The sequence below is a fragment of the Parasedimentitalea nitratireducens genome, assembly GCF_057444295.1.
In genome coordinates this window covers 65435-90693 of sequence record NZ_JBYAXC010000005.1, presented here as the reverse complement: position 1 = coordinate 90693, position 25259 = coordinate 65435, and the positions used below count along the sequence as shown (strand labels likewise).

General features: G+C 55.9%; 27 protein-coding genes. 10 read left to right on the top strand and 17 right to left on the bottom strand.

Translation table 11 applies throughout. The annotated features are described in order from the left end of the window. Positions 1–27: 27 nt before the first annotated feature. Positions 28–432, bottom strand: a complete 405-nt coding sequence (gene mce, locus AC2T28_RS15850; RefSeq protein ID WP_486749603.1) for a methylmalonyl-CoA epimerase — start codon at positions 430–432, stop codon at positions 28–30. A 178-nt stretch (positions 433–610) separates the two neighbouring features. On the opposite strand from mce, the gene AC2T28_RS15845 reads away from it, so the two are divergent. Both AC2T28_RS15845 and AC2T28_RS15840 read left to right on the top strand, forming a co-directional pair. Beyond that, positions 611–1330, top strand: a complete 720-nt coding sequence (locus tag AC2T28_RS15845; RefSeq protein ID WP_486749602.1) for a response regulator — start codon at positions 611–613, stop codon at positions 1328–1330. Between the two features lies 1 nt (position 1331). After that, complete coding sequence (locus tag AC2T28_RS15840; RefSeq protein WP_486749601.1) at positions 1332–1469, top strand: hypothetical protein; 138 nt, start codon at positions 1332–1334, stop codon at positions 1467–1469. Positions 1470–1650: 181 nt separating this feature from the next. On the opposite strand, the gene AC2T28_RS15835 is transcribed toward AC2T28_RS15840, so the two are convergent. Beyond that, a complete protein-coding gene (locus AC2T28_RS15835; RefSeq protein ID WP_486749600.1) occupies positions 1651–2865 on the bottom strand; it encodes a DUF1501 domain-containing protein in 1215 nt (404 codons plus the stop codon). A 15-nt stretch (positions 2866–2880) separates the two neighbouring features. Beyond that, positions 2881–4161: a DUF1800 domain-containing protein gene (locus tag AC2T28_RS15830; protein WP_486749599.1), complete on the bottom strand. Its 1281-nt coding sequence runs from the start codon at positions 4159–4161 to the stop codon at positions 2881–2883. 37 nt (positions 4162–4198) lie between these two features. On the opposite strand from AC2T28_RS15830, the gene AC2T28_RS15825 reads away from it, so the two are divergent. Continuing rightward, a complete protein-coding gene (locus tag AC2T28_RS15825) occupies positions 4199–4393 on the top strand; it encodes a hypothetical protein (RefSeq protein ID WP_486749598.1) in 195 nt (64 codons plus the stop codon). Here AC2T28_RS15825 and AC2T28_RS15820 read toward each other — a convergent pair. From AC2T28_RS15820 to AC2T28_RS15805, 4 genes are all read right to left on the bottom strand, one after another. Then, on the bottom strand, positions 4390–4845 hold the full coding sequence (locus AC2T28_RS15820) for a thioredoxin family protein (protein WP_486749597.1): 456 nt from the start codon (positions 4843–4845) through the stop codon (positions 4390–4392). The genes AC2T28_RS15825 and AC2T28_RS15820 overlap by 4 nt on opposite strands. A gap of 5 nt (positions 4846–4850) precedes the next feature. Then, positions 4851–6704, bottom strand: coding sequence for an aspartate--tRNA ligase (aspS, locus tag AC2T28_RS15815; RefSeq protein WP_486749773.1), 1854 nt, complete (start codon positions 6702–6704; stop codon positions 4851–4853). Positions 6705–6853: 149 nt separating this feature from the next. After that, positions 6854–7528: an aminotransferase class IV family protein gene (locus AC2T28_RS15810; RefSeq protein ID WP_486749596.1), complete on the bottom strand. Its 675-nt coding sequence runs from the start codon at positions 7526–7528 to the stop codon at positions 6854–6856. Beyond that, positions 7471–8616 carry an aminodeoxychorismate synthase component I gene (locus tag AC2T28_RS15805; RefSeq protein WP_486749595.1) on the bottom strand — a complete coding sequence of 382 codons (1146 nt, stop codon included), beginning with the start codon at positions 8614–8616 and terminating at the stop codon, positions 7471–7473. The genes AC2T28_RS15810 and AC2T28_RS15805 overlap by 58 nt, the downstream gene beginning before the upstream one ends. Positions 8617–8803: 187 nt before the next feature. Between AC2T28_RS15805 and carB the strand changes: the two genes are divergently transcribed. Next, the gene (carB, locus tag AC2T28_RS15800; RefSeq protein ID WP_486749594.1) at positions 8804–12163 is read left to right on the top strand and encodes a carbamoyl-phosphate synthase large subunit; all 3360 of its coding nucleotides are present in this window, start codon (positions 8804–8806) and stop codon (positions 12161–12163) included. Positions 12164–12280: 117 nt separating this feature from the next. Here carB and AC2T28_RS15795 read toward each other — a convergent pair whose 3' ends face one another. Continuing rightward, complete coding sequence (locus AC2T28_RS15795) at positions 12281–12550, bottom strand: hypothetical protein (RefSeq protein ID WP_486749593.1); 270 nt, start codon at positions 12548–12550, stop codon at positions 12281–12283. Next, positions 12540–12833 (bottom strand): hypothetical protein, encoded by a 294-nt coding sequence (locus AC2T28_RS15790; protein ID WP_486749592.1) that lies wholly within the window; start codon positions 12831–12833, stop codon positions 12540–12542. Before AC2T28_RS15790 ends, AC2T28_RS15795 begins: the two co-directional genes overlap by 11 nt. Before the next feature lie 300 nt (positions 12834–13133). Here AC2T28_RS15790 and AC2T28_RS15785 point away from each other — a divergent pair, with 300 nt between their 5' ends. Further along, entirely contained in the window at positions 13134–14258 is a 1125-nt protein-coding gene (locus AC2T28_RS15785; RefSeq protein WP_486749591.1) for a beta-ketoacyl-ACP synthase III, read from the top strand. 110 nt (positions 14259–14368) lie between these two features. Here AC2T28_RS15785 and AC2T28_RS15780 read toward each other — a convergent pair whose 3' ends face one another. Beyond that, entirely contained in the window at positions 14369–14827 is a 459-nt protein-coding gene (locus AC2T28_RS15780) for a hypothetical protein (RefSeq protein ID WP_486749772.1), read from the bottom strand. A 375-nt stretch (positions 14828–15202) separates the two neighbouring features. On the opposite strand from AC2T28_RS15780, the gene AC2T28_RS15775 reads away from it, so the two are divergent. Next, entirely contained in the window at positions 15203–15793 is a 591-nt protein-coding gene (locus AC2T28_RS15775; RefSeq protein WP_486749590.1) for a thymidine kinase, read from the top strand. Positions 15794–15842: 49 nt separating this feature from the next. On the opposite strand, the gene AC2T28_RS15770 is transcribed toward AC2T28_RS15775, so the two are convergent. The 5 genes from AC2T28_RS15770 to AC2T28_RS15750 form a co-directional block, all read right to left on the bottom strand. Continuing rightward, a complete protein-coding gene (locus AC2T28_RS15770) occupies positions 15843–16793 on the bottom strand; it encodes a 2-hydroxyacid dehydrogenase (protein WP_486749589.1) in 951 nt (316 codons plus the stop codon). Further along, positions 16793–17131: a tRNA-binding protein gene (locus AC2T28_RS15765; protein ID WP_486749588.1), complete on the bottom strand. Its 339-nt coding sequence runs from the start codon at positions 17129–17131 to the stop codon at positions 16793–16795. Before AC2T28_RS15765 ends, AC2T28_RS15770 begins: the two co-directional genes overlap by 1 nt. Beyond that, entirely contained in the window at positions 17124–17939 is an 816-nt protein-coding gene (proC, locus tag AC2T28_RS15760) for a pyrroline-5-carboxylate reductase (protein ID WP_486749587.1), read from the bottom strand. Before proC ends, AC2T28_RS15765 begins: the two co-directional genes overlap by 8 nt. A 41-nt stretch (positions 17940–17980) precedes the next feature. Next, positions 17981–18481 carry a type III secretion system chaperone family protein gene (locus AC2T28_RS15755; protein ID WP_486749586.1) on the bottom strand — a complete coding sequence of 167 codons (501 nt, stop codon included), beginning with the start codon at positions 18479–18481 and terminating at the stop codon, positions 17981–17983. Positions 18482–18831: 350 nt separating this feature from the next. Next, positions 18832–19080: an accessory factor UbiK family protein gene (locus AC2T28_RS15750; protein WP_486749585.1), complete on the bottom strand. Its 249-nt coding sequence runs from the start codon at positions 19078–19080 to the stop codon at positions 18832–18834. Between the two features lie 97 nt (positions 19081–19177). Between AC2T28_RS15750 and lgt the strand changes: the two genes are divergently transcribed. The 4 genes from lgt (at position 19178) to AC2T28_RS15730 (ending at position 23457) form a co-directional block, all read left to right on the top strand. Next, entirely contained in the window at positions 19178–20077 is a 900-nt protein-coding gene (gene lgt, locus AC2T28_RS15745; RefSeq protein WP_486749584.1) for a prolipoprotein diacylglyceryl transferase, read from the top strand. Beyond that, a complete protein-coding gene (locus AC2T28_RS15740; protein ID WP_486749583.1) occupies positions 20074–21141 on the top strand; it encodes a class I SAM-dependent methyltransferase in 1068 nt (355 codons plus the stop codon). Before lgt ends, AC2T28_RS15740 begins: the two co-directional genes overlap by 4 nt. Next, complete coding sequence (pgeF, locus tag AC2T28_RS15735; protein ID WP_486749582.1) at positions 21138–21893, top strand: peptidoglycan editing factor PgeF; 756 nt, start codon at positions 21138–21140, stop codon at positions 21891–21893. Before AC2T28_RS15740 ends, pgeF begins: the two co-directional genes overlap by 4 nt. Positions 21894–22674: 781 nt before the next feature. Beyond that, positions 22675–23457 (top strand): Hint domain-containing protein, encoded by a 783-nt coding sequence (locus AC2T28_RS15730; protein ID WP_486749581.1) that lies wholly within the window; start codon positions 22675–22677, stop codon positions 23455–23457. 6 nt (positions 23458–23463) lie between these two features. Here the strand turns inward: AC2T28_RS15730 and AC2T28_RS15725 are convergent, their stop codons facing one another. Together AC2T28_RS15725 and AC2T28_RS15720 are read right to left on the bottom strand one after the other, a co-directional pair. After that, entirely contained in the window at positions 23464–23931 is a 468-nt protein-coding gene (locus tag AC2T28_RS15725; RefSeq protein ID WP_486749771.1) for a DUF2269 family protein, read from the bottom strand. Further along, a complete protein-coding gene (locus AC2T28_RS15720) occupies positions 23931–25250 on the bottom strand; it encodes an SDR family oxidoreductase (RefSeq protein WP_486749580.1) in 1320 nt (439 codons plus the stop codon). Before AC2T28_RS15720 ends, AC2T28_RS15725 begins: the two co-directional genes overlap by 1 nt. Positions 25251–25259: the final 9 nt, after the last annotated feature.

The window sequence follows — 25259 nt, the reverse complement described above, 5'->3', positions numbered from 1 at the left end:
GCGTTCATCGTGCGGGATGAAATAGTCTTAGACCTGTTCAAGTTCGACCAGGCAGCCGTTGAAATCCTTGGGATGCAGAAACAGTACTGGCTTGCCATGAGCGCCAATCTTTGGCTCACCCGTGCCAAGTACCCGTGCGCCCTGCGCCAGCAAATGGTCCCGTGCGGTCAGGATATCATCGACCTCGTAGCAGATGTGGTGGATACCACCAGCCGGATTTTTCTCAAGGAAGCCATTGATCGGCGAGGCCTCGCCCAGAGGGTACAAAAGCTCGATTTTGGTGTTTGGAAGTTCGATGAACACAACTGTCACGCCGTGGTCAGGTTCATCCTGTGGTGCGCCGACAACGGCCCCCAGGGTGTCACGATATTGCGCCGAAGCCGCCTCAAGATCCGGCACTGCAATAGCCACGTGATTCAACCTGCCAATCATTATCATTTCTCCCGTTTATAACTACGCTGAGGTTATGCGGGCTCGCTGGTGCCGGGGCAAGTGCGCCAAAGCGCCCATTTCAGTTAACACGTCCAATTTTCAGAAGCGTGCGGCGCGTTAACTCAGAATTAGCCTAGATTCCCTAGCGTCATGGCATCTGCCGATAGGAGCAAGACTTATGGACGATTCGGAACTGTTTGCCGCTGCCCACCGCCAGCCTACGTCGCGACGCCCCCTGCTGGGGTTGACCATTCTGGTGATTGAGGACAGCCGATATGCATGTGAAGCCATGCGCCTGCTGTGCCTGCGAAGTGGCGCGCGTATTCGCCGGGCGGACAGCCTGAAGTCAGCGCGACGGCATCTACAGGTCTATCGCCCATCAGTTCTGATCGTGGATCTGGGATTGCCTGATGGGTCAGGCGCCGATCTGATCAATGAAGCCGTGTCGGCCAACCCGCGTGTTAGCGTTGTCCTGGGAACCTCGGGCGATGACACAGGCGAAGACGCCACGATGGCAGCAGGCGCTGATGGATTTTTGGCAAAACCAGTGACGTCACTTGCATCGTTCCAAGAAGCAATATTGTCACGTCTTCCAGCTGATCGCCAACCGGTTGGACCACGCAATTTAAAGGATGAAGTCATTCATCCAGACCTGCTGGCCTTTCAGGATGACATGGCCCATGTCGCCGATGTGCTGAACGATTCCCAAGAAGATAAAATTCTTGATTATGTTGCCCAATTTCTGGGTGGAGTGGCCCGCAGTGTTGGCGACACCTCGCTGGCCGATGCCGCGGCTAGGCTGACACATGCCTTGTCTGCAGGACATCCCGTCACAACCGAAGCGGCACGAATTGCCGGTTTGGTACAGGACCGATTGAACCAAAAACTGGCGATCTAACATGTTTGAAGTCGTCTTGGTCGTTGGTGTAACCTTGGCCATTGTTCTGTATGGTCAAGCCCGCCATGCGGCGGGCGAAATTCGCCGTAACCGATCAGAGTGTCTTATCCCGCTGGATCACCTGGCGAAAGATCTCTAGAAAAACCTCTCTTGAAACCACACCCTTTGAATTTGGTGTGGTTTCCCCGCTTTCACATGATGATGTGGAGCGATGGGTTCGGTCTAGATCTTATGCAGCTGCGAATCACCCTGCACGGGCGAGCTCTACTGCAAAACACTGCGCCCGCGAACATCCCGCGATCGCTCAGTAAATTGCCCTCCTACAAAACAAGACCGGGATCTGCCCCCATCTCAAGTCCAGGGAACACAACCTGTTCCAGAATCTGTTGGTCAACACCGATCAAACCCCGAATAACCCAGGCGGCCTGCGCGCGCACATCTGCTGTTGGCATCAGATCGCGCCGATCAAGCAGGTCCACCTCGCTTAATCCCGGCCAGCGGCCATAGACGCGCCCTCCACGAATGGCACCACCAGCAAGCAACATGGCACCGCCAGTGCCATGATCTGTACCAGCTGTCCCATTTTCACGCACGGTACGGCCAAATTCAGTCATCGCCAAAACAGCCGTCTTTTCCCAAATTGCGCCCCCCACGCCGTTGCGCAGGCTAATAATCGTGTCCGACAATCGCCCCATCGCCGACTTCAGCCCGAATGCCTGCCGGGAATGGGTATCCCAACCATTGATCGAAAAGGCCGCAACCCGTGTCTCGGCACGCAACTGTTTGGCGGCAAACTCGGCGATTTTGAGATGCGACTTACCCTGGCTAGGTAACGGCATGGTCATCTCCATCATACCCGATTCATCTCCCGCCAGTCCGGCCCCCATGACTTCATCTTTTGACAGCTCCAGCGCCTCGGACAACGCAGCTTGGAACAACGGATCGTCATGCATGAGCTGCTCGACAAGCAATTCAGCTTGAGGGCTCATGACCAAGGCAGCGTCAGGTGCCCAGTCCGACATGGGCGCGCCACCTTGCAGCAGTTTCATTTCTCCGTGACCAATGGCAAAAGCGGTGCGGTTTTCAACTCCTTGCATCTGCTGCAACACGCGATTTAGCCAGCCATCGCGGACTTGCCCAATACCAGAGCTCCCCGCCTCAAGAAGGTCCTGTCCCTCAAAATGGCTGCGTTGGTTACGGTAGGGCGTAGAAACGGCCTGGACGAACCCCAGCTCGCCTTTGCGCCATAGTGGCATCAATGGCTGCAACCCTGGATGCAACGCGTGGAACCCATCCAGATCCACCCCACCATTTTCCGGACCACCTGCAAGCTTGGTGCGAAGACCGGCATAGTTCGGGTCTCCATAAGGCTGCAGCATATCCAGGGCATCAACACCACCACGCAGAACAATAACCACCAGCCGGGTCTCCCAGGGGGCGGACGCAAAACTGACAGGTGTCAACAAGGGGCTCGCCGCTGCCGAACATCCGGTGAAGGCCGAACGGATCAGGAATTTACGGCGTGTCAGGTTCATGTCCATATTCTCCTGTTAGCGACGCTGAAACGCAGGGGAAGACAACACAAGGCCAATGGCCTCGGCTCGTGTTTCGGCAGATCTGGCCGCAAACCGAACCCGGCCATCCGCATAGTCACGCAGGCTGGTCTCGGCAAACCGATCTGGCTTGGGGAGCGGCTTGACCAACCGCTGTGGAGCTAACATGGCCCAACGGATTCGCGCGGCCAAACCTTGTGGCGTAATCCAGGCTGCATCATCTTCTGGCCACCCATCAGGCCCACCTGGATGCTCCCAATTTTGCCCCATCATAGTCAGTGGCCTGATTAGTGTTCTGTTTATCATGCGAGGCTTCATTCCTAAGAAATGAGGTCTGCGAAAGGCCAGCGCCCGACAGGCGCTCGCGACAAAATCAAATGGTGGTTTGACATTGCGCAACTCAGGCACCCAAGCCGCAGGATGTTCCAGTAGAGCAGCATAGACCTGCATTAAATCCCCGTTCGTTTGGAGAAACCGAGCGGCAACATGATCGACCAATCCCTGATCTGGGGTATCGCCAACAAAATGAACCACCAGTTTGCGGGCAATATGATCTGCCGTCGCAGGGTGCACGGCCAGGTCCCGCAATAACGCATGAATGGGTTCCAATTGCGCCGGGTCGCCACCGTATTCAATTCCCAATATGGTTTCTGACCCCGGCTCCGCCAGCTTGGGACGAAACTGAAATCCCTGTTTTCCGTTAAAGATCATCCCGGTAAACAGCTCGGCCAGTTGTCTGACATCCTGCTGCGAATATGGACCATCCACACCAAGCGTGTGCAACTCCATCACTTCACGCGCCAGGTTTTCATTCAACCCAACCGGTCCCTTGCGGTTCTGCAGCTGCTTTGCCCGGATGCTGCCGGGACCAATTGAGCGAGTTTGATCCAAATAATGCAGCATCGTCGGATGGGTCACCGCAGAAATCAGCAGGTCGGAAAATTGACCTGTCAGATGAGGTCGGATAGCGCTTTCAACGTAAGACGCCCCAGTGTAGCGAAGCAGCCCGCCTTTGCCCTCTGCCGTAAAGTGATCCGCCCAGAATAAGGTCAATCGCTCGCGAAATCCGTCGGTTGTTCGGCTGTATCGCAGTAAGGTTTGGCCAAACCAGTGAAAGCGGTCTTGTCGGATCATGCCGTGCAGAGCATCAAACTGATCTTTGAGTTCGGCATGAGCCGCGGTTCCGCGCGCCTTGCGCACTTTGCGACGCATTTCATTAAAGGCAGCCAGCTTCGGAAGCTGATTTTTAAAAGCTTCAATAGGATAAGCTGCTGCCATATGGTCGGGACCGGCGGTGCTGTGCAAAAGTCCCTGAATGGTCTCGCCAACAGGCAAGTCTGGAGACAGCCCGCATCCAAACCGGATTTCCGAAAGTTCAGGCGAAAACATCTATAGCCTACCAATCAATCTGTTTGGCATGACAGTACCAGACCTGTGGCGGCATGGCAGCCAGCTCTGGTACATGCGCAAATCTCTGCTTATTTTCGCCCCAACAGTCCGACGGCTTTAGTCCAGTGCCTGACTAAGAACGCTCAACAAATGTTTGTGGTTGGATGGATTCAGGAAATATCGAAAATCCTGTCTGCCTGAGTTGAATTCACTTCGTACTTGACCCGCGGAATCCAGAACCATCGAACGCGGTATATATTCACCATCTTCCGCATAACGGGCACTGGCCTCGGGCTCTAGATCGCGGTCTACCAGGACAAAAACAAAGTGCTCGGCCATCTGTTCGATCTTAGGGTGGAAAAAGGCCTGCCTGTACTCCCGGCATGCGGGGCACCATGTGGCGTGCACCAACAGGAAAATCTGTTTGTCATCTTGTTGAGCCTTGGCCAGACCTTCGGACAAATCGTGCCATTCAATACCGGCGTCATTAAAGCCAGTGTTTTGCGGACCGGCCCAAACAAAAGAGGCTGCCAAAGCGGCAGCCCCAAATGTGAGTGTTGAAAGCAAACGCATGTCGCTTACTGATCCTGTGGAATGACCCGCAGACCCAGCTCCATCAGCTGATCCGAGGTCGGATTGCTTGGGGCGTTCATCATCTGATCTTCGGCGCGCTGGTTCATTGGGAACATCACCACTTCGCGGATGTTCGCCTCGTCTGCCAGCAGCATCACGATGCGGTCGACACCCGCAGCGCAACCACCGTGTGGCGGGGCACCGTACTGGAATGCGTTGACCATGCCGCCAAAGCGTTTTTCGACTTCGTCCTTGCCGTAACCAGCAATTTCAAAGGCCTTGAACATGATTTCCGGGCGGTGGTTCCGGATCGCACCCGACACCAGCTCGTATCCGTTACACGCCAGATCGTACTGATAGCCCAGCACCTTGAGCGGATCGCCCAGCAGCGCATCCATGCCACCTTGTGGCATCGAGAACGGGTTGTGCTCGAAATCAATCTTGCCGGTTTCTTCGTCTGCTTCGTAGATCGGGAAATCCACGATCCAGGCAAAGGCAAAGCGGTCTTTGTCGGTCAAACCCAGCTCGTCACCAATGACGGTACGGGCACGACCGGCAACCGCCTCAAACGCCTTGGGCTTACCACCCAGGAAGAAGGCCGCATCGCCCACATCCAGACCCAGCTGCTGACGGATCGCCTCGGTGCGCTCGGGGCCGATGTTCTTGGCCAGCGGACCGGCGGCTTCGTTACCCAGAGTGATCTCGCCGGATTTGACCAGAGCATTCACTTCTTTGACGGTGATGCCACGCTCCTGAGCAATCGAATCCGGAGACTGCTTGCGCCAGAAGATGTAACCCATTCCCGGCAGGCCTTCGCCCTGGGCGAACTTGTTCATGCGGTCACAGAACTTGCGGCCACCACCACCGGGGGCTGGAATGGCGCGTACTTCGGTGCCTTCGTTTTCCAGCAGGCTGGCAAAGATCGCAAAACCAGATCCACGGAAGTGGTCAGACACAACCTGCATCTTGATCGGGTTGCGCAGGTCGGGCTTGTCCGAGCCGTACCACAGCGCCGCGTCTTTGTAGGAAATCTGCGGCCAGTCCTGATCAACCTTACGGCCGCCACCGAACTCTTCGAACACGCCCTGCAGAACTGGCTGGATGGTGTCGAACACATCCTGCTGCTCAACAAACGACATCTCGAGATCCAGCTGGTAGAAATCGGTTGGCGAACGGTCGGCGCGTGGATCTTCGTCGCGGAAACACGGCGCGATCTGGAAATACTTGTCGAACCCGGCAACCATCATCAACTGTTTGAACTGCTGTGGGGCCTGCGGCAGCGCGTAGAACTTACCCGGGTGCAGACGTGATGGCACAAGGAAGTCACGCGCACCTTCGGGCGACGATGCAGTGATAATCGGGGTCTGATACTCGCGGAAGTCTTTCTCCCACATGCGCTTGCGCATCGAAGTCACAACGTCCGAGCGCAGCTTCATGTTGGTCTGCATCGCCTCGCGGCGCAGATCCAGATAGCGGTACTTCAGGCGGGTTTCTTCTGGGTATTCCTGATCACCAAACACCATCAGCGGCAGTTCTTCGGACTGGCCCAGAACTTCGAGACCGCGAATAAAGACTTCGACTTCACCGGTTGGGATCGCCTTGTTGATTAGGCTCTCGTCACGGGCCAGAACATTGCCTTCGATCTTGATGCACCATTCCGAGCGCACTTTTTCCAGATCAGCAAACACTGGGCTGTCTGGGTCAGCCATGACCTGGGTGATGCCATAATGGTCGCGCAGATCGATGAACAGCAATCCGCCGTGATCGCGGATACGATGGACCCAGCCGGACAGGCGAACGGTCTCGCCAACGTTGGATTTGTTCAGTTCAGCGCAGGTATGGCTGCGATAGGCGTGCATGGCGTGACCTTTCGTCATCGGGTCGTCATTCGGAGTATGCGCCTCAGGGCGCGGAATTCGTCTGGGCCGATACACAGGGTTGCGGCTCAGATGTCAAGCAAAGCGGGTGAAATGGGCCATATTCAAGCGGAGAAACTGTGAAGCCGTGTTTAAATTAGCGGCCCGCTTGGACCGACATAATCCACAGCGATCTCTCCTCGAAGAGAATTTGCCAAATAGATGTATTGGGCGTGCCTTAGGTCACGAACAGTAAGGACTGCTTCTTTCACCGTGCCTCGGTCGAGCATCCGCTGACGAAACACTCCTGGTAAACATCCACTTTCCAGAGGTGGAGTGACAGTTGGTCCGTTTCGAAGCTTCACAAAGACATTTGTTATCGTGCCTTCACAGACTTCATCACGTTCATTGAGGAACAAGAGTTCATCAACACCATCCGGCAGACTGGCGCGTTCTTGATCATAGATATGCCGATTGGTTGTTTTATGTTGCAGCCAAATGTCATTTGACTTGACCCGATTTTCGGCAATCTGCACCCGCCAATGGCCTGCCTTTTCGGGTATTGGGCCAGATGTCAGGTCCAACTGACCATTCTGTGAAAGCGTTAATCGACAACGGAGCGCCTCATCACCAACAACCTCGCCAAGCTTGTTTTCGATGGCCTTTTTATCACACCGCAATCCGAGCGCCTTGGCAGAGGCCACCATGCGCGCTACGTGCATCTTGCCCCGAACGATCCCCAGCCCTGGATGATAGCCAAAGGTTTCAATCAGGCGGAAGCTCGGATCGGATTTGACTGCCTCAATTGGGCAAATCGGCTTTTCCATAGGGCTTCCTCATATTCCGCCTCGGCGGTGCTGTCCCAAACGACGCCGCCGCCAACATTCAAAGTGGCGCGGCCATCTTCGACCATTAGGGTGCGGATCGCCACATTGAATTCTGATCGCCCATCCGGAGCCGCCCAGCCAATCGAACCGCAGTAGATATCACGCGGCGAGGGTTCCAACTCGCTCAGGACTTCCATGGAACGGATTTTCGGCGCGCCAGTGATTGAACCGCAGGGATACAGCGCGCGCAAGATGTCACCCAATCCGGCATCCGGGCGCAACTTGGCCCGTACAGTTGAAACCATCTGATGTACGGTTGCATAGGTTTCGACCGAAAATAGACCGGGTACGTGGACGCTGCCTATTTCAGCAACTCGGCTGATGTCATTACGCAGCAGATCTACGATCATCAGGTTTTCAGCCCGGTTTTTCTCGTCCGATCTCAAAAACGCACGACGTTGGGCATCCTCGATCGGATCAGCACTGCGTGGCTGGGTTCCTTTCATCGGGCGGGTTTCGATATTTCCGGCAGTATCGGTGCGAAAGAACAATTCGGGACTGCGCGATAGCAAATCGGGCAACCCATCTTGCAACACCAGTGCGCCATGACCAACGGCCTGCACCCCACTCAATGCAGCAAATAGATCTTCGGACCTGCCATAAGCTGCCGCGTCAATTGGAAAGGTCAGGTTGGCCTGGTAGATGTCACCGGTTCCAATATAGCGATTCACCGTCGAAAACCGCTCAAGGTAGTCGTCAAAACTCCAGCGCGGTTTTAGTTGCCCCAGCCCTGCGTCGAAGTTTGGCAACGCGGTGTCAGGCCGTATATTCGCAGGCGCATCATAAACCCCGAAACAGATCAGTGGCAGACGACGTTTGGCGGGCATCAAATGTGCCAGTTTCGGCTCGAGTGCATAGCCCAACTCATACGATGCATATCCCGCCAGCCAGAGACCATCATCACGCGTCGTATCCAACGCTTCCAGCGCTGCGGGCACGGCACCTGGGTCATCCGCACGAATAATCCGTCGCGGTGACTCGAATTCTGTTCCCGCCCCCATGGGCCCTTGATCAAAGCGGATTCGCACTTAGTTGCACTCCATTAGTCTGTAACCACGCTATATAGATGTTCGCATATCGCACAAAGAGGTGATTGCGGCAATTTCGAACCTATTTACGATCCCTCTTGCACCTTTCCGCGCGGTCCCTATAACGCAGGACAATTTGGGCGCTTGGGGGCGCCGCTGACTCGCGCAAAATCGAAGGAACATGGCCATGCCAAAAAGAACCGACATCCAATCGATCATGATCATTGGTGCGGGGCCCATTGTTATTGGCCAAGCCTGCGAATTTGACTACTCGGGCGCACAGGCCTGTAAGGCGCTGCGTGAAGAAGGTTACCGGGTCATTCTGGTCAACTCGAACCCGGCCACCATCATGACCGACCCTGGCTTGGCTGATGCGACTTATATCGAGCCGATCACCCCCGAGGTTGTTGCTAAGATCATCGAAAAAGAGCGCCCCGACGCGCTGCTGCCGACCATGGGCGGGCAGACAGGCTTGAACACCTCGCTGGCGCTCGAAGAGATGGGTGTGCTGGAGAAATTCGACGTTGAGATGATCGGCGCCACCCGCGATGCCATTGAAATGGCAGAAGATCGCAAGTTGTTCCGCGAAGCTATGGACCGCCTGGGTATCGAAAACCCGCGAGCTACAATCGTCACCGCCCCCAAGCTGGAAGACGGCAAAGCAGACCTGGATGAAGGTGTGCGCATTGCCCTTGAATCGCTGGAAGACATTGGCCTGCCCGCCATCATCCGCCCAGCGTTCACAATGGGCGGCACCGGTGGTGGTGTAGCCTATAACCGCGACGACTATGTTCACTTCTGCCGCACCGGCATGGATGCCTCGCCAGTGAACCAGATCCTGGTCGACGAAAGCCTGCTGGGTTGGAAAGAATACGAGATGGAAGTTGTGCGCGACACCGCCGACAACGCCATCATCGTTTGCTCGATCGAGAACATCGACCCGATGGGTGTACACACCGGCGATTCGATCACCGTGGCCCCTGCCCTCACCCTGACCGACAAAGAGTTCCAGATCATGCGGACCCACTCGGTCAATGTTCTGCGTGAAATCGGTGTGGAAACGGGCGGGTCAAACGTTCAGTGGGCGGTAAACCCAGCTGACGGCCGCATGGTTGTGATCGAGATGAACCCACGGGTCTCACGTTCCTCCGCTCTGGCCTCCAAGGCAACCGGTTTCCCAATTGCCAAGATCGCCGCGAAACTGGCGGTTGGCTACACACTGGACGAGCTGGACAATGACATCACCAAGGTGACCCCAGCCTCGTTCGAGCCAACCATCGACTATGTTGTCACCAAGATCCCGAAATTTGCGTTTGAAAAGTTCCCGGGTTCAGAACCCTACCTGACCACCGCGATGAAGTCGGTGGGTGAGACCATGGCCATCGGCCGTACCATCCATGAATCAATGCAAAAGGCACTGGCGTCGATGGAATCCGACCTCACTGGGTTTGACGAAGTCGACATTCCCGGTGTCTCGGTTGGGCTGTGGGATGACGCGGGTTCTGAAAAGGCTGCCGTGATCAAGGCGATCAGCCAGCAGACCCCGGACCGCATGCGCACCATTGCCCAGGCCATGCGTCACGGGCTGTCAGATGAGGAAATCCACGGCGTCACCATGTTCGACCCTTGGTTTTTGGCACGTATCCGCGAAATCGTCGATGCCGAGGCTGAGATCCGAGCCAATGGCCTGCCAACAGACGAAGGCAGTGTTCGCAATCTCAAGATGCTTGGATTTACCGATGCCCGTCTGGCCAATCTGACAGAAGCAGCCGAATCAGATGTGCGCAAGGCCCGCCGCGCGCTGGGTGTCACAGCGGTATTCAAACGCATCGACACCTGTGCCGCCGAGTTCGAAGCGCAAACGCCGTACATGTATTCCACCTACGAGGCCCCAATGATGGGCGAGGCGGAATGTGAAGCACGCCCAAGCGACCGCAAGAAAGTGGTTATTCTGGGTGGTGGCCCCAACCGGATCGGCCAAGGGATCGAGTTTGACTATTGCTGCTGTCACGCCTGCTACGCACTGACCGACGCTGGTTATGAAACCATCATGGTGAACTGCAACCCGGAAACCGTGTCGACCGACTATGACACCTCGGACCGATTGTATTTTGAGCCGCTCACATTTGAGCACGTAATGGAAATCCTTGAGACCGAGAAGCAAAACGGAACCCTGCACGGTGTGATTGTTCAGTTCGGCGGTCAGACACCGCTGAAATTAGCCAATGCGCTTGAGGCCGAAGGTATCCCGATCCTTGGAACTACTCCTGATGCGATTGATCTGGCCGAAGACCGCGAGCGGTTCCAGGCACTGGTCAATGAGCTGGGCCTGAAACAGCCCACCAACGGCATCGCCTCGACTGATGAGGAAGCATTGGCAATTGCCGGTGAAATCGGTTTCCCGTTGGTCATCCGCCCCTCCTATGTTCTGGGTGGCCGCGCGATGGAAATCGTCCGCGACATGGCGCAGCTGGAACGCTACATCGCCGAGGCGGTTGTGGTGTCCGGCGACAGCCCTGTTCTGCTCGACAGCTACCTGTCTGGCGCGGTTGAACTTGATGTGGATGCCATCTGTGACGGCAAAGACGTGCATGTTGCAGGCATCATGCAGCACATCGAAGAAGCTGGCGTGCACTCGGGTGACAGCGCCTGTTCTTTGCCGCCTTACTCGCTGTCAGATGAAATTCTGGCCGAGATCAAGGAGCAAACCTATGCCCTTGCCAAAGGGTTGAACGTTGTCGGCCTTATGAACATTCAGTTCGCCATCAAAGACGGTGTGATCTACTTAATCGAAGTGAACCCGCGCGCCAGCCGGACCGTGCCGTTTGTGGCCAAAGCCACCGACAGCGCCATCGCTTCGATTGCGGCGCGTGTCATGGCAGGTGAGCCGCTCAGCAACTTCCCGATGCGTGAACCCTACAAGGCCGACGCCAAATATGACGACGTGCTGCCATTGGGTGATCCAATGACACTGGCAGATCCCAACATGCCCTGGTTCTCGGTCAAAGAGGCCGTTATGCCCTTTGCCCGCTTCCCCGGCGTTGACACCATCCTGGGTCCAGAAATGCGCTCGACCGGTGAGGTCATGGGTTGGGACCGTGACTTCCCCCGCGCCTTCCTCAAGGCGCAGATGGGTGCTGGCATGGTACTACCGTCGACAGGCAAGGCCTTTATCTCGATCAAGGACGCCGACAAGGGTGCCCTGATGCTTGAGGCGGCGCAGGTTCTGGTCGAGCAGGGCTTTACCCTGATCGCAACCCGCGGCACCCAGACCTGGCTGACCGGTCATGGCGTCGAATGTGAGCTGGTCAACAAGGTCTACGAGGGTCGCCCCCACGTGGTGGACCTGCTGAAAGACGGCCATGTGCAGCTGCTGATGAACACCACCGAAGGTGCGCAGGCGGTTGAGGACAGCAAAGACATGCGCTCGGTCGCGCTGTACGACAAGATCCCCTACTTTACCACTGCCGCCGGTTCTAATGCAGCCGCGCTGGCGATCAAGGCGCAGGCCGAGGGTGAAGTTGAGGTAAAATCGCTTCAGGGGTAAACAAACACCCCAATTGAAAAATAAAGAAACCCCGGTCCATGTGGCCGGGGTTTTCATTGTCAACGGGCATTCTAGGCAAGTTTTCAAAGCTCGACTCCAGCATCGAACTTCATGCCTTCACTTGCGCCACTTCCAAGCCCGGGGTGGTAGTCTCGACAAGTCTAAATCATCGCGAAAAAGCTCAAGCAACTCACCGTAAGCCGGTTCAACGAAGGCTTTGAATGCAACGTTTCCTTCTACAAACCTATAGATCCCCTCAAATGCGAGCAGCCACTCGCCAACGCCATAAAATCGGCGGCTATTGGCGGTAAACTGGCCAGTCTCTTCACATTGTTCCAAAACCAGCTTCAGAGAGGCAATGACGTTCTTTTCCGATCTACTGTTCATCATAGTTCCAAGTAAGCTCACCTGCCTCTACAATTTCAACGCCCATATGCTCTACAAATCCGTCTCTGACGGTTCGCTTCCATTTTTGTACTCTTGGTGACGGGCTATTCGGATTTACATCGTCAGCCAACAAAACCCATTCAGCAAACTGAGCTGCGGTTACAGGCCCACTACTTGGCGTGAAGTGATTGACGTGCAGCCTTTTTCCATTTTTGACACATCCACAGAACCCATGTTTGGTGCAAACAAAGTCCAACAACGCGTCATAGCGATTTTTCGGCATAGGTGATCGGTACGCAATGGCTACCGTATGGCACGTGCTTGTGCATTAGTGTGACGATGTCGAACACTTCATCCATACAGGATAATTGTCAATGTTAGAGTGCCTGAACTTGAGTTCCTCCAGCCTCGCCGTACGCCTTCGCTCTCAACATGCCACCTACTCGGCACCGCCGGGCTGCGCCTGACCTAACTACAGAGCAAACCTGTAGCCTTCCCCAGCGGAACCTTGCTGCCGACCTTGACCTCCACCTTCTAAAATGACCAAATCGTAAGCACTTTTAAAAAACCAGAGCGCCAAGCTATGTTTACTCCAGCCATTACCGGCACCGGGGTCTTTACCCCCTCTCAGATCATCACCAACGCTGAACTGGTCACGGCGTTTAATGCCTATGCCGACAAGATGAACAACCAGAATGCCGAGGCCATTGCCGCAGGTGAGATGGATCCGATGGCGCATTCATCTGAGGAGTTTATTCTCAAGGCATCCGGTATTGAACAACGCTATGTGATGGACAAGACTGGCGTGCTGGATCCGGACGTCATGTACCCGCAGTTGCGCCAGCGCAGCGATGACGAGCCGTCGATCATGGCTGAAATGGCGCTGGATGCGGCGAAGAAGGCACTGGAGCAGGCTGGGCGCTCGGCGGCGGATGTGGATCTGGTGATCTGTGCCGCTTCGAACCTGGAACGGGCCTATCCGGCTGTGGCAATCGAAATCCAGCAGCTTCTGGGCTGCCCCGGCTTTGCCTTTGACATGAACGTCGCCTGCTCCTCGGCCACCTTTGGCATTCAGGCCGCAGCGGATATGGTACGCTCGGGCTCGGTTCGCGCGGCGCTGGTGGTCAACCCTGAGATATGCTCGGGCCATCTGGAATGGCGCGACCGCGACTGCCATTTCATTTTTGGCGACGTGGCCACTGCGACGCTGATTGAGCGAAAGGAAGACGCCACCGGCGCCCATTTCGAAATCTTGTCGACCCGTTGCGCCACCCAATTTTCGAACAATATCCGCAACAACAACGGCTATCTGCGCCGTTCACGCCCTGACGGGGTACAAGACCGCCGCGACATGCAATTCATGCAAAACGGTCGCAAGGTGTTCAAAGAAGTACTGCCCATGGTGAGCCAGCATATTTCTGAGCACATGGCAGACAACGGTATTTCCAACACCGACCTGAAGCGGCTGTGGCTGCATCAGGCCAACAAGGCGATGAATGATTTCATTGGCAAAAAGGTGCTGGGTCGCACGCCAGAACCGGGCGAGCAGCCCAATATCCTGCAGGACTATGCCAATACATCCTCGGCCGGGTCGATCATCGCCTTCTCGCAGAATTCCGAGGATCTGACTGCTGATGATCTGGGGCTGATCTGCTCATTCGGGGCTGGTTATTCGGTCGGATCAGTGATTCTGCGTCGCCACGACTAAAGTCTCTACCGGAATTCAATATCCAGAAGCCGTCCTCGTGTAATCCCGGACGGCTTCTTTAATAACAACTGAAAATGCTTTTTGCGATCTGAGCAATCGAATTAGACGTTTCAGCCGCTTTCTTCTTCCAAGTGCAGTTTCATGTCGATCAGCACATGTTGCAAATTCACAGTTTCGCGCAACAGGCGCTTGGCCTCGTTGACAGTGATGATGCCATCTTCCATCGCCGTTTGATATTCGCTCATCAACATGGCGAATCGCTGGCTCAGGGCAATGACATCCGCATTCACCCCACCTGTACTGGGTGAGTTCGGTTTGCGATCATCGTAGGACAAAGTGATGTTTTTCAGATCCGCCAGCGCTGAGGTGACATGAGGATAAGAGGAGGCCTCTTCCAGTTTGGCAACGGCATCCACCGGCATAAATCGGTCCGCATGTTCAGCGTTATCCGAGTAGTAACGGCCTAATGTTGCCTTGGATTTCCCAGTAATCTGACAGGCCGCTTCAATGCCCACATCCTTGACCAGAGCCTCGGTGTGCTTTTTCAGATAAGTGCCAATTTCCGCCATTAATAATATCCCGGCTTGCGGTGCGGCGTCCCATGGGGAACCGCCCGATCTTTTTCCCATTATGGTCTTCTATGCTAAATGCGATACCTTTGCTATCCCTCAGGTTTTCAGGGATTTTTGAAGAGTGCAATGGTGGAATTTCTCCATCTTGGTACCCAACAGGGACAGGGAGTGAGTGAGTATCCTGATCCTAGGCTGATTTTTGGCCTTAGAGCGCTGCTTGTTTTGCCCTATTCCGTCCATCCCCAGGGTCGTTCCGCCCGGTATGGAAGTGCAATCAGGCAGCGCTTGCTTTGACTCTTATTTCCCCCCGCAATTCTGAGTTCGCTGCTAATTGCTGTTTCATCCCTTCGCGTCTGGCGATAAACCCCCGGCATGGCAAAACTCTACTTCAATTACTCGACCATGAATGCGGGCAAGTCGACGGTGCTGTTGCAGGCGTCGCATAACTACCGCGAAAACAACATGGACACCTATCTGCTGACTGCGCAGTTCGATGATCGTGCAGGCGTAGGCCGAATTGCCTCGCGCATAGGCATCGGCTGTGACGCTGATCTGTTCGGTACTGACGACGATCTTTATGCAATGGTAGAACAGCGACTGATGCTGGGCAGAGTTGCCTGTGTCTTTATCGACGAGGCACAGTTTCTATCACATGATCAGGTCTGGCAACTGGCCAGGGTGGTGGACGATCTGAAACTGCCAGTTTTATGCTACGGGCTGCGCGTTGATTTTCAGGGACAACTGTTCCCCGGCTCAGCCGCCTTGCTGGCTCTGGCCGATGAAATGCGTGAGGTCCGCACTATTTGTCACTGTGGTCGCAAGGCCACCATGGTGATCCGCCAGGATGATGACGGCAATGCCATTACCGAAGGTGATCAGGTGCAGATTGGTGGCAATGAGACCTATATTTCGCTGTGCCGTCGCCACTGGCGCGAAGCCGTCGGGGACCTGCCTGCCACCTAACCCTGGCGCGTTAGGCAGGTCACAAGATCAACTGCGCTTAAGCTCCAGTTCACACCCGGTTGGGCAGTTCTTGGCCTGCAACAAAGGCGGCAACGTTGTCCAACGCCATGTGGCCCATGTTGCTGCGCACTTCCTCGGTTGCGGTGCCCAGATGCGGCAGCAGCGTAACATTATCCAGATCGCGCAGGGCCAATGGAACCTTTGGCTCGAACTCATAGACATCCAGGCCTGCACCTGCGATCCGACGATCTTGCAGCGCTGCAATCAGCGCCGCCTCGTCCACAACTTCGCCACGGGCAATATTGATCAGATGCGCTGAAGGTTTCATCACCGTCAGCACGTCGGCGTTGATCAGATGATGTGTCTCCGCGCCACCGGGCACCGCCACAACCAGCACATCTACGGCCGAGGCCATCTCGGCCAGGCTGTTGGCACGTGTCGCGTCGAAATCCAGATTTTTGAGACTGCGGGCGATGTAGCTCACGCTCATGGCAAAGCCAAAATGACAACGCCGTGCAATAGCCTGACCAATGCGTCCCATACCCACAATGCCAACGTGTTTGCCGGTCAGATGCAGCCCCAGCATCTGAGTTGGATGCCAGCCCTGCCAGTCACCGCATCGCACCAACCGCTCGCCCTCAGCCGCACGCCGGGCCGACATCAACATCAGGGTCATGGCAATATCCGCCGTCGCATCGGTGACGGCGCCTGGCGTGTTTGTTACCTCAATCCCCGCCGCCATGGCAGCAGCCACGTCGATGTGATTGTAACCAACCCCAAAATTGGCCAGCAGCTTGCACCGTGGCTCTGGCAATTGAGAGAAGATACCCGCATCAAATGCATCCCCCAGTGTGGGGATCACCACATCAAATTCAGACAAGGCGCGGACCATCTCGGCGGTCGTCATCACCGTGGTATCGTTGCGGATCTCAACATCAAATTCGGCTCTGGCCCGTGCCTCAACAGCATCCGTCATCGGGCGTGCAATCAAAACCCGCATCAGTGCATCCTTCCACCCAATGGGACCGGCCCATCTGGGCCTATCAATCGGATCTCACCACTTTCATCCGGCAGCCCCAGCACCAATACTTCGGACATGAACTTGCCAATCTGGCGCGGTGGGAAATTCACCACAGCCATCACCTGCTTCCCGACCAGTGTTTCGGGCTGGTAGTGTGCGGTGATCTGGGCCGAGGTCTTCTTCTCGCCAATCTCGTCGCCAAAATCGATCCACAGTTTGATCGCTGGTTTGCGTGCCTCCGGATAGGGTTCGGCACGTATCACTTTGCCCACACGCACATCTACTTTCAGAAAATCGTCAAATGCAATTTCAGCCACGAGACAGCTCCTTGGACCGTTCAGTAGCGGCGGTGACCGCGTTATTCAGTAGCGTAGGAAAGCCATTTTCTTCATTCATCAGCACTTCAAGTGCGGCCTGAGTGGTGCCATTGGGGCTAGTCACGTTCACGCGCAGCTGGCTGGGGCTTTCATCTGCCGCCTCAGCCAAGGCCCCTGCCCCGGCAACCGTTGCCTTGGCCAATTGCATCGCCAGTTCAGCAGGCAACCCCTGAGCCTCACCCGCAGCAGCCAGGGTTTCGATCAGGTGGAACACATAGGCCGGACCAGAGCCGCTGACGCCGGTCACCGCATCCATCTGCGCTTCGCTGTCCAGGCGTACAACCTGCCCTACGGCCTTCAGCAGCATTTCGGCGCTGTCCAGATCATTGACAGTTGCGGTGCCGTTGCCGATAATCGCCGATATCCCTTTGCTGATCGCCGCGGGCGTATTGGGCATGGCTCGCACAATTGGCGTGCCTGCTCCCAGTATATCCTCGTAGGTGGCAATTGATGTGCCAGCCGCAACAGATACAAACAAAGTCTTGCCGCCGCCCAGCAGTTGAAGGTTCGGCAGCGCCGCGCCCATCATCTGTGGTTTGACAGCGATCAGAACGATGGCCGGAGAATCTGGCAAAGGTTGGTTGATATGTACACCGCTGGCCTGCAACCAGTCGGATGGGTAGGGATCAATCACAGAGACCGAGCTTGCGGGCAATCCACCCTCTAACCATCCCGCCAGCATCGCTGAGCCCATTTTGCCACAGCCCAGCAGCACCAGCCCCCGTGCTGCAATATCTGACATATCCATTTGATCGCCCTTCCCTGTACTTATTAGCTCAGGGCAGAGTGTTACGCGCGGCCATAGGCCTCTGCAATGGCGACTTGCATCGCTTCCTTGGGCGATTGGTCACCCCAAACCATCATCTGAATGGCTGGATAGTATCGTTCAGAGCTGCTGACTGCACTGTTGATCATGGTATCGATCTGTTCTGGTCCAGCCAACTGCCCACCTGACAGCATCAACCCATAGCGATAGATCATCAGCTTTTGTTCGGGCCAATAGGTAAAAGACCCTGTCCAACACTGATCATTCATACAGTTGATCAATTCGTACAGCTTGGGAATTTTGTCCTCGGGCGGATCCATTTCAAAGCTGCAAACCATACGGAGCGTTTCGTCATAGTTTGACCAGGCCAGCGTGAGCGAATAGGTCCGCCACTGCGCCTCAACCGCCATGGCAATCTGATCGTCACCAAGACGATCAAACTCCCAATCGTGATTGGATGCCAGATGTTCGACGATATCAATCGGGTGAATATCATCTTCCAAATGATGTTCGGAAAGGGTCATGAGCCACCTCACTGAATCTCTAGATACAAGGGCACCGATGCCCTCAATCACTAGGTGATTACTCTATTGGCCGGGGTTTAGTCCCCGTATCCATACCAAATATGGTGGAGCTACTGCGGCTCTGTGGCAACCCTTAATCTTGGGGATAACTGCAATAAGTTGTGGATGACTGGCTTTTAAGCGCAATATACGGGCAAGCGGCTCAATTTACAACTCTTGCCACGTTATGAGGGGCACGCCCAGCAATTCTTTTGCCAAAAGTACTCATTTCCAACCTTTGCAGGCTGGACCAAGCGCTGCCATCTCCCCAGTGGGCAATTCATAGGGGGCACAGGCAGCGCTGGCAGGCGTCAGCTTTTGGAGCCTGCCTCGATTGCATCCAGACGCGCCTTGAGCGCTTCGTTCTCTTCCCGGGCTTTCTGGGCCATTGCACGCACGGCGTCGAACTCTTCACGGGTCACAAAGTCGCGATCAGCCAACCAACGGTCCATCAGGCTTTTCATCGCGGTTTCTGCTTCATCCTTAGCCCCTTGGGCCACGCCCATGGCGTTGGTCATAAGCTGCGAAATGTCATCCATGATCTTATTTCGAGTCTGCATCGTCTTCTCCATATCCGGCTTAACCCCTATATGGGCAAGCAATCGACCGACGACAAGACGTTGACTTTATTACCTCAGCACAGGCATTCACTCATCCATGCAAGCATTGATCCAATTTCCCGACCTTTCGCCCGAGATTTTCTCAATTTCCATAGGCGGCATGGAGTTTGCCCTGCGCTGGTACGCGCTGGCCTATATCGTTGGCATTGTCATTGCCTGGCGGTTGGCAGTGGCGGCCTTGAAGCGGCCCACTCTCTGGCCAAACCAAAACCCGCCCATGCGCCCTGAACAGGTCGAAGACCTTTTGACATGGATCGTTATTGGCGTGATTTTGGGCGGGCGTCTGGGATATGTCCTGTTTTATGGGTCCGGGAGTTACCTCACAGACCCGCTTGAAATTCTGCGCGTTTGGGAAGGCGGCATGGCGTTTCATGGCGGTTTTGTCGGTGTCATCGCGGCTTGCTGGATCTATGCCGCCCGTCACAACATCTCCAAACTGGCCATGGCTGATCTTGTCGCCCACACGGTTGCTCCAGGTTTGCTACTTGGACGGCTCGCCAACTTTGTGAATGCGGAATTGTGGGGCCGACCTACTGACCTGCCATGGGGCGTCGGCTTTCCCGGTTCAGCGGCACAAAACTGTGGTCAGGCCTTGGGCGAATTTTGCGCGCGCCATCCATCGCAACTGTACGAGGCCCTGATGGAAGGTCTTGTGCTGGGTGCTCTGCTGCTGTGGCTGGCTTATCGCCGTGGCGCATTTCACAAGCCCGGCCTAGTGCTTGGGGCGTTTATGGCAACCTATGGCGCAGCACGTTTCCTGGTGGAATTTGTCCGCCAGCCAGATGCGCAGTTTGTCACCCCAGGCAACCCGCTTGGGCTGGCCTGGCAGATTGATGGCTTTGGTCTCACACAAGGACAGGCACTTTCGCTGCCGATGATCATACTCGGCATCATCTTCATTCAACGTGCGCTGACTAAATCTACGAGGCTGGCATGAGCCTACGCGACCATCTGATTGCCCGGATCGACTCTGACGGCCCGCTTTCGGTTGCGGACTATATGAATGAATGCCTGCTGAACCCAAAATACGGCTATTACACCACCCGCGACCCGCTAGGGGCCGCCGGGGACTTCATCACCGCACCGGAAATCAGCCAGATGTTCGGCGAGTTAATCGGGCTGTCGCTGGCGCAAAGCTGGCGGGATCAAGGATCACCGAGCACATTTACCTTGGCTGAGCTGGGCCCTGGACGTGGCACCCTGATGGCCGACCTCTTGCGCGCAACCAAAGCCGTGCCAGACTTTCACGCTGCAGCACAGATTGTGATGGTTGAAGCCTCTCCCACACTGCAAGCGGCCCAGCAACAGGCACTCGTCGATTATGATGTTCAATGGCAGGATGAGGTTACATCACTTCCTGACCAGCCTTTGTGGCTCATCGCAAACGAATTCTTTGATGCCCTCCCCATTCGCCAATTCCTGCGTGACGGCCCAGACTGGAGAGAAAAACGCATTGGCCTGCAAAAGGGAGAGCTGTCCTTTGGACTTGGCCCGCTGACAGCACAACCTGCGCTGTCCCACCGGCAGGACGACACCAAAGACGGCGATTTGGTAGAAGTCTGCGAAGCAGCAGTTCCCATTGTTGCGACAATCTCAAAACACATCGCCCAACATGGCGGTGCCGCTCTGATTATCGACTATGGGGATTGGCGCGCCCTGGGCGATACCTTGCAAGCGCTGCGCAGCCACAAACCCGCCGATGCGCTGACCTCTCCTGGCGAGGCAGACCTGACAGCCCATGTCGACTTTGAAGCCTTGGCAACAGCCGCTAAATCCGCAGGCTGCGCCTTTAGCCGCGTGACCCCCCAAGGTGTTTTTCTTGAGCGCCTCGGCATAACCACTCGCGCTCAGACCTTGGCTGCCTCCCTGTCAGGTGATGCTTTGGATAACCTTATCTCAGCACATCGGCGCTTGACGCATCCGCAAGAAATGGGAAATCTGTTCAAAGTACTGGCTCTCTATCCAGACCAAGCCACACCGCCACCGGGATTGAACGCATGACGCTGGAAATTCTCACCTCTGAAACCCTATTGCCGATCCGGCATGGTTTTTTCACCCGCCGAGGTGGGGCCTCTTCTGGTGTGTTCGAAGGACTGAATTGTGGGGCCGGGTCAACTGATCAGACCGAAGCGGTCAAACTCAACCGCACCCGGGTTGCGCAGGCGATGCAGGTTGATCCAACTGCGCTTGTTGGCCTCTACCAGGTTCACTCACCTGACGTGGTCACAATAACCGCCCCCACCATTGACCGCCCCAAGGCAGACGCTTTGGTGACAAATGTGCCCGGCGTTGCCCTGTCCATTCTCACGGCTGATTGCCAGCCGGTTCTGTTTGCGGACACCGCTGCTGGTGTCATCGGAGCAGCCCACGCTGGCTGGCGCGGCGCATTAGATGGGGTGCTTGAGGCAACTCTCGACGCGATGGAAGCTCTCGGAGCGGAGCGCGCAAACACTGTTGCGGTCATCGGCCCAACTATTTCCCAACGCTCTTACGAGGTTGGTGAAGAGTTTTTTGAGGATTTCATTGCACAGGACCCAGAGTACGGAAGGTTCTTTGCCAATGGGAACACCGGGAAATATCTGTTCGACCTTCCAGGACTTGGGCTGCACAAGCTACGCCAAGCCGGAGTGAGCAGCGCCGAATGGACGCGTCATTGCACCTATTCCGACCCGGACCGGTTTTATTCCTATCGTCGTGCAACTCATGCCAAAGAGGCTGACTACGGCAGATTAATCTCCTGCATCTGCCTCTAGCGTTCCCCCTGAACGCCTAAAACGACCAGTTGGCTGCCAGATATGCACAATGGAATGGGGCATTTTTGTAAAATTGTCGCCACATTTCATAGCGCCGAGACATCGTTTGTGTCGCTTTGCGAGGGAAATCTTTGTTTATCAAGGCCTAGCACCAAGCCCTTCTTGTTAATCCAATTTTAATAAAATTCCCTTTACCGGCCACATTGGCGGCGTATTGCCCCTTCATAACCAAGGCAGTCACAGCAACAGGCGGGCTAGATGCCCGGCAGGAGAAGAGCAATGACCGCAAAAAAACGGTTCTTAAACTCGATCATTACAACTGCAAAAAGCAGTGAAATTGCAATGCCTTGGACACGCGGACAGGTCCGCCGAGTTTCGATTAACCGCCGCCGTGGGAAATCTTTGAACGTTACAATGAGTACATCCCCGGTTGCCAAAAGCGCTTAGCGTTACCCAAGTTTTCCCTGGTGCCAATTGCGCCAGGGCCCTGCTTCGGAAGCTGCCCATTGCGAAGCGGGATCCGGGGCCCACTCCAGTCCAATCGGGGGGGGGTCCCGCAACAACCAGATCTTAGGAATTTTTGGCGATAGTCTAGGCAAAGAAGAAACAGTCAGACGAGGCACCCAGTTTTTGAACACACGTTAACCAATATCGTCTCGTTTTTTTGACAATTCGACATAAATGCCCCCATTATCTCAACCATTCCTACAGTTTTCGTGTGCAGTTTGGATTTTCGGTGGGGGCCGATCTGAATATGCCTTATAAGTGAGGTCCAATTACTATGACCATCCCCCAGTCGCTGCAGCGGGCAGCGAAAAACGCAGCTGAAACAACGGCCCTGTTGCAGGATCCTGCATCCCTGCGCGCGACCAACCGCCCCCAATTGCGGCGTTACGAAGTCAGCAGCCTTTTGCCCAATGGCAACATTGTCGAAACCCGACATATTGCTCCAGCGCTCCCCCTGTTCGAAGAAGCGTTTTGCGCCTTTTGCCGCGGATCGGTGGTCGACACGGCCAATGGTCCCATTGCCGTCGAAGATCTTTTGCCTGGCGATGATCTTGTGACCCAAGATGGCAGTCTGCAGACACTCATGTGGAAAGGCAGCACCAGCCTGATCCCTGGGCGATCCGACAATCGCGGCCGCAATCATAAGCTCACCAGTTTCATGGCCGACAGTTTCGGCATGCAAAAACCGATGTCCTGTGTGATGGTTGGCCCGGCGGCCCGACTGCTACGCACACCTCCCCACTTGCGTGCAGTCGCAGGCAGTGATCCATTGCTGACCCCAGTCGATGAGTTTCACGATGGCATGCACATAGTAGAAACAGCACCGCCAGCTCCGGTGCAAATGTTCCACCTCTGCCTTGAAAACCATGCAATCATCAAAATTGGCGGGCTAGAATTTGAAACCTATCATCCAGGTCCCAAAACGCTGCAGCTGATCAGTCACGCCATGCGTACGCTCTATTTGAACATGTTTAGCCACATCGAGCAGCACGCGGACTTTGGCCCCTTGATCCACGCACGGGCTGGTGACGGCCAGATCGACGCATTGACCGGCTAAGCCTCCCTAAAATGGACGTGCCAACATCAACCAAACGATGGCTAAGACGGCGACAAAAGCAGGGATGCCACAGGCAAACCAAATCGCGAACAGGCGGTAGTAATCCGCTGGCAAGGGGGTATCCGATTTCACCGCCTGCAGGGCCAGGTCGCGCAGGCGGATCTGGATCCAGACCACCGGCAACCAGAACAGCCCGATCAGCACATAGAGCGCCAGTGACATCGCCAACCATCCCTCGGTCAGGCTCCAACCCAACCGCCAGGCGAGTAATGCTCCGGTAATCGGTTGCACGATCACAGCGCTGGCCGTGAACAGCATGTCTGCCAACACCACCACACCGGCCGTATGGGCAATAATCTCGGGCTGCTTGCTGCGATGGGCCATCAGCATGAAAAACGCAATCCCCGCCCCGGTGCCTATCAACACACATGCCCCCAGCACATGCAGCCAGCGCAGGATCAGATCCAGTTCCATCATCGGGCCTGCACCAGTTGATGGGTGATCAGAGATAACAACATGGCTGGCAGAACCTTGACCATCGGCCCCAGCGGATCGGCCCACAGGCCCGGTGTCAGCACAGCTGCCGAGACCATGTAAACCAGACATACCGCAGTCATTACCAAGCAAGTCCGAGCCGCCCAAGGGCGCCACAAGATTAAGCCCCCGAGTGCGATATCCACCAACGACCAAGCCACAACCGAAGCCACTGCTGCCCACATAGGCCAGTCCACTGCCGTCAAAGTGCCCGCAGCAACACCAACCTTCCACAGCCCAATGATTCCCGACACCAGCCAAAATAGGGACAACACAGCAACTGAAACGGGCATCAACAGATCCATCCGCGCAGCCAGCCTCTGCTCACGTCCCACTGGCAGATCAGCATAGATTTTTGCCAAGGGGCTCATCTGTTGCCCCGTGACACGCTTGTAAGGCTCCGGATCACCGCTGATGCCCAGTTCCAAAACCTGAATGGCAGTGGACCGCAACGGCGATCTCCATCCCAGCTTCCCAAGCAAATCTGCCCCACGCCCAGTCAGGCGTGTCATCCAGTTTGGAATTGGCAGGCTCAGTTTAGCAGGTGCAAATCCCAGCCAATGGCGGGTTTCCCCCACCACCTGCAACAGGCTTTGCGCCTCGTCTTCAACCAGATCATAAATCCCCGGCGGCAGGGTGCCACTGGCCGCAGCAACCACCGCTTCGGCAACCTCGGTCAAGGCCACGGACTGCACTGGAACTTTGGCCAGCGCAATGGGTTGCAGAACCGGCACAGCTGCCAGCATCCGCAGCAGGGCCGTACCGCCGTGGGCCCCCTGCCCGATCACCAACCCCGGCCGCAAGATCCAAACTGGCGAACCCGTTTCGCGCAACGCCTGGTCGCCACGCCCCTTGCTGCGCATGAATTCGGTGCTGGCCGCCCTATCGGCCCCCACGGCCGACAGTTGCACCACGCCAATATCCAGCTGCGCAGCTGCTGTTCCCAGCGCCTTAACCGCCTGGAAATGCACCGCATCCAGATCATCTCGGGTACTGTCCTGCAGAACCCCGGCGCAGTTCACCACCCAGTCAAACCCCGCGAGCATCCTCTCCCAGTCGCCAACCGCTTGCATCTGGCGCATATCAAGGTGGGTAAAATCCACCCCCGGCAAAACCCGGGCTGCCGTCCCTTGGTCGCGCCCCGCCGCACAGGTATCTACCCCTTTGCGCATCAGGGCCCGAACAACCTCGGCCCCAATAAAGCCATAGCCCCCCAGCACCAGAACACGCGCGGCGCTTTGTCTCTTTTCCTCGGCCATGCGGCCCCC

What these genes read in the sequence shown, in the direction of transcription:
- AC2T28_RS15770 (WP_486749589.1), bottom strand. Translation starts at nt 16,793, where the DNA reads ATGCGGGTTTTGATTGCACGCCCGATGACGGATGCTGTTGAGGCACGG.
- AC2T28_RS15725 (WP_486749771.1), bottom strand. Translation starts at nt 23,931, where the DNA reads ATGGAACTGGATCTGATCCTGCGCTGGCTGCATGTGCTGGGGGCATGT.
- AC2T28_RS15810 (WP_486749596.1), bottom strand. Translation starts at nt 7,528, where the DNA reads ATGGAAAAGCCGATTTGCCCAATTGAGGCAGTCAAATCCGATCCGAGC.
- mce (WP_486749603.1), bottom strand. Translation starts at nt 432, where the DNA reads ATGATTGGCAGGTTGAATCACGTGGCTATTGCAGTGCCGGATCTTGAG.
- AC2T28_RS15825 (WP_486749598.1), top strand. Translation starts at nt 4,199, where the DNA reads ATGGTCTCGCCAACAGGCAAGTCTGGAGACAGCCCGCATCCAAACCGG.
- aspS (WP_486749773.1), bottom strand. Translation starts at nt 6,704, where the DNA reads ATGCACGCCTATCGCAGCCATACCTGCGCTGAACTGAACAAATCCAAC.
- carB (WP_486749594.1), top strand. Translation starts at nt 8,804, where the DNA reads ATGCCAAAAAGAACCGACATCCAATCGATCATGATCATTGGTGCGGGG.
- AC2T28_RS15830 (WP_486749599.1), bottom strand. Translation starts at nt 4,161, where the DNA reads ATGGCAGCAGCTTATCCTATTGAAGCTTTTAAAAATCAGCTTCCGAAG.
- AC2T28_RS15835 (WP_486749600.1), bottom strand. Translation starts at nt 2,865, where the DNA reads ATGAACCTGACACGCCGTAAATTCCTGATCCGTTCGGCCTTCACCGGA.
- AC2T28_RS15720 (WP_486749580.1), bottom strand. Translation starts at nt 25,250, where the DNA reads ATGGCCGAGGAAAAGAGACAAAGCGCCGCGCGTGTTCTGGTGCTGGGG.
- lgt (WP_486749584.1), top strand. Translation starts at nt 19,178, where the DNA reads ATGCAAGCATTGATCCAATTTCCCGACCTTTCGCCCGAGATTTTCTCA.
- AC2T28_RS15790 (WP_486749592.1), bottom strand. Translation starts at nt 12,833, where the DNA reads ATGCCGAAAAATCGCTATGACGCGTTGTTGGACTTTGTTTGCACCAAA.
- proC (WP_486749587.1), bottom strand. Translation starts at nt 17,939, where the DNA reads ATGGATATGTCAGATATTGCAGCACGGGGGCTGGTGCTGCTGGGCTGT.
- AC2T28_RS15820 (WP_486749597.1), bottom strand. Translation starts at nt 4,845, where the DNA reads ATGCGTTTGCTTTCAACACTCACATTTGGGGCTGCCGCTTTGGCAGCC.
- AC2T28_RS15775 (WP_486749590.1), top strand. Translation starts at nt 15,203, where the DNA reads ATGGCAAAACTCTACTTCAATTACTCGACCATGAATGCGGGCAAGTCG.
- AC2T28_RS15840 (WP_486749601.1), top strand. Translation starts at nt 1,332, where the DNA reads ATGTTTGAAGTCGTCTTGGTCGTTGGTGTAACCTTGGCCATTGTTCTG.
- AC2T28_RS15785 (WP_486749591.1), top strand. Translation starts at nt 13,134, where the DNA reads ATGTTTACTCCAGCCATTACCGGCACCGGGGTCTTTACCCCCTCTCAG.
- AC2T28_RS15755 (WP_486749586.1), bottom strand. Translation starts at nt 18,481, where the DNA reads ATGACCCTTTCCGAACATCATTTGGAAGATGATATTCACCCGATTGAT.
- AC2T28_RS15750 (WP_486749585.1), bottom strand. Translation starts at nt 19,080, where the DNA reads ATGCAGACTCGAAATAAGATCATGGATGACATTTCGCAGCTTATGACC.
- AC2T28_RS15740 (WP_486749583.1), top strand. Translation starts at nt 20,074, where the DNA reads ATGAGCCTACGCGACCATCTGATTGCCCGGATCGACTCTGACGGCCCG.
- pgeF (WP_486749582.1), top strand. Translation starts at nt 21,138, where the DNA reads ATGACGCTGGAAATTCTCACCTCTGAAACCCTATTGCCGATCCGGCAT.
- AC2T28_RS15730 (WP_486749581.1), top strand. Translation starts at nt 22,675, where the DNA reads ATGACCATCCCCCAGTCGCTGCAGCGGGCAGCGAAAAACGCAGCTGAA.
- AC2T28_RS15780 (WP_486749772.1), bottom strand. Translation starts at nt 14,827, where the DNA reads ATGGCGGAAATTGGCACTTATCTGAAAAAGCACACCGAGGCTCTGGTC.
- AC2T28_RS15795 (WP_486749593.1), bottom strand. Translation starts at nt 12,550, where the DNA reads ATGAACAGTAGATCGGAAAAGAACGTCATTGCCTCTCTGAAGCTGGTT.
- AC2T28_RS15845 (WP_486749602.1), top strand. Translation starts at nt 611, where the DNA reads ATGGACGATTCGGAACTGTTTGCCGCTGCCCACCGCCAGCCTACGTCG.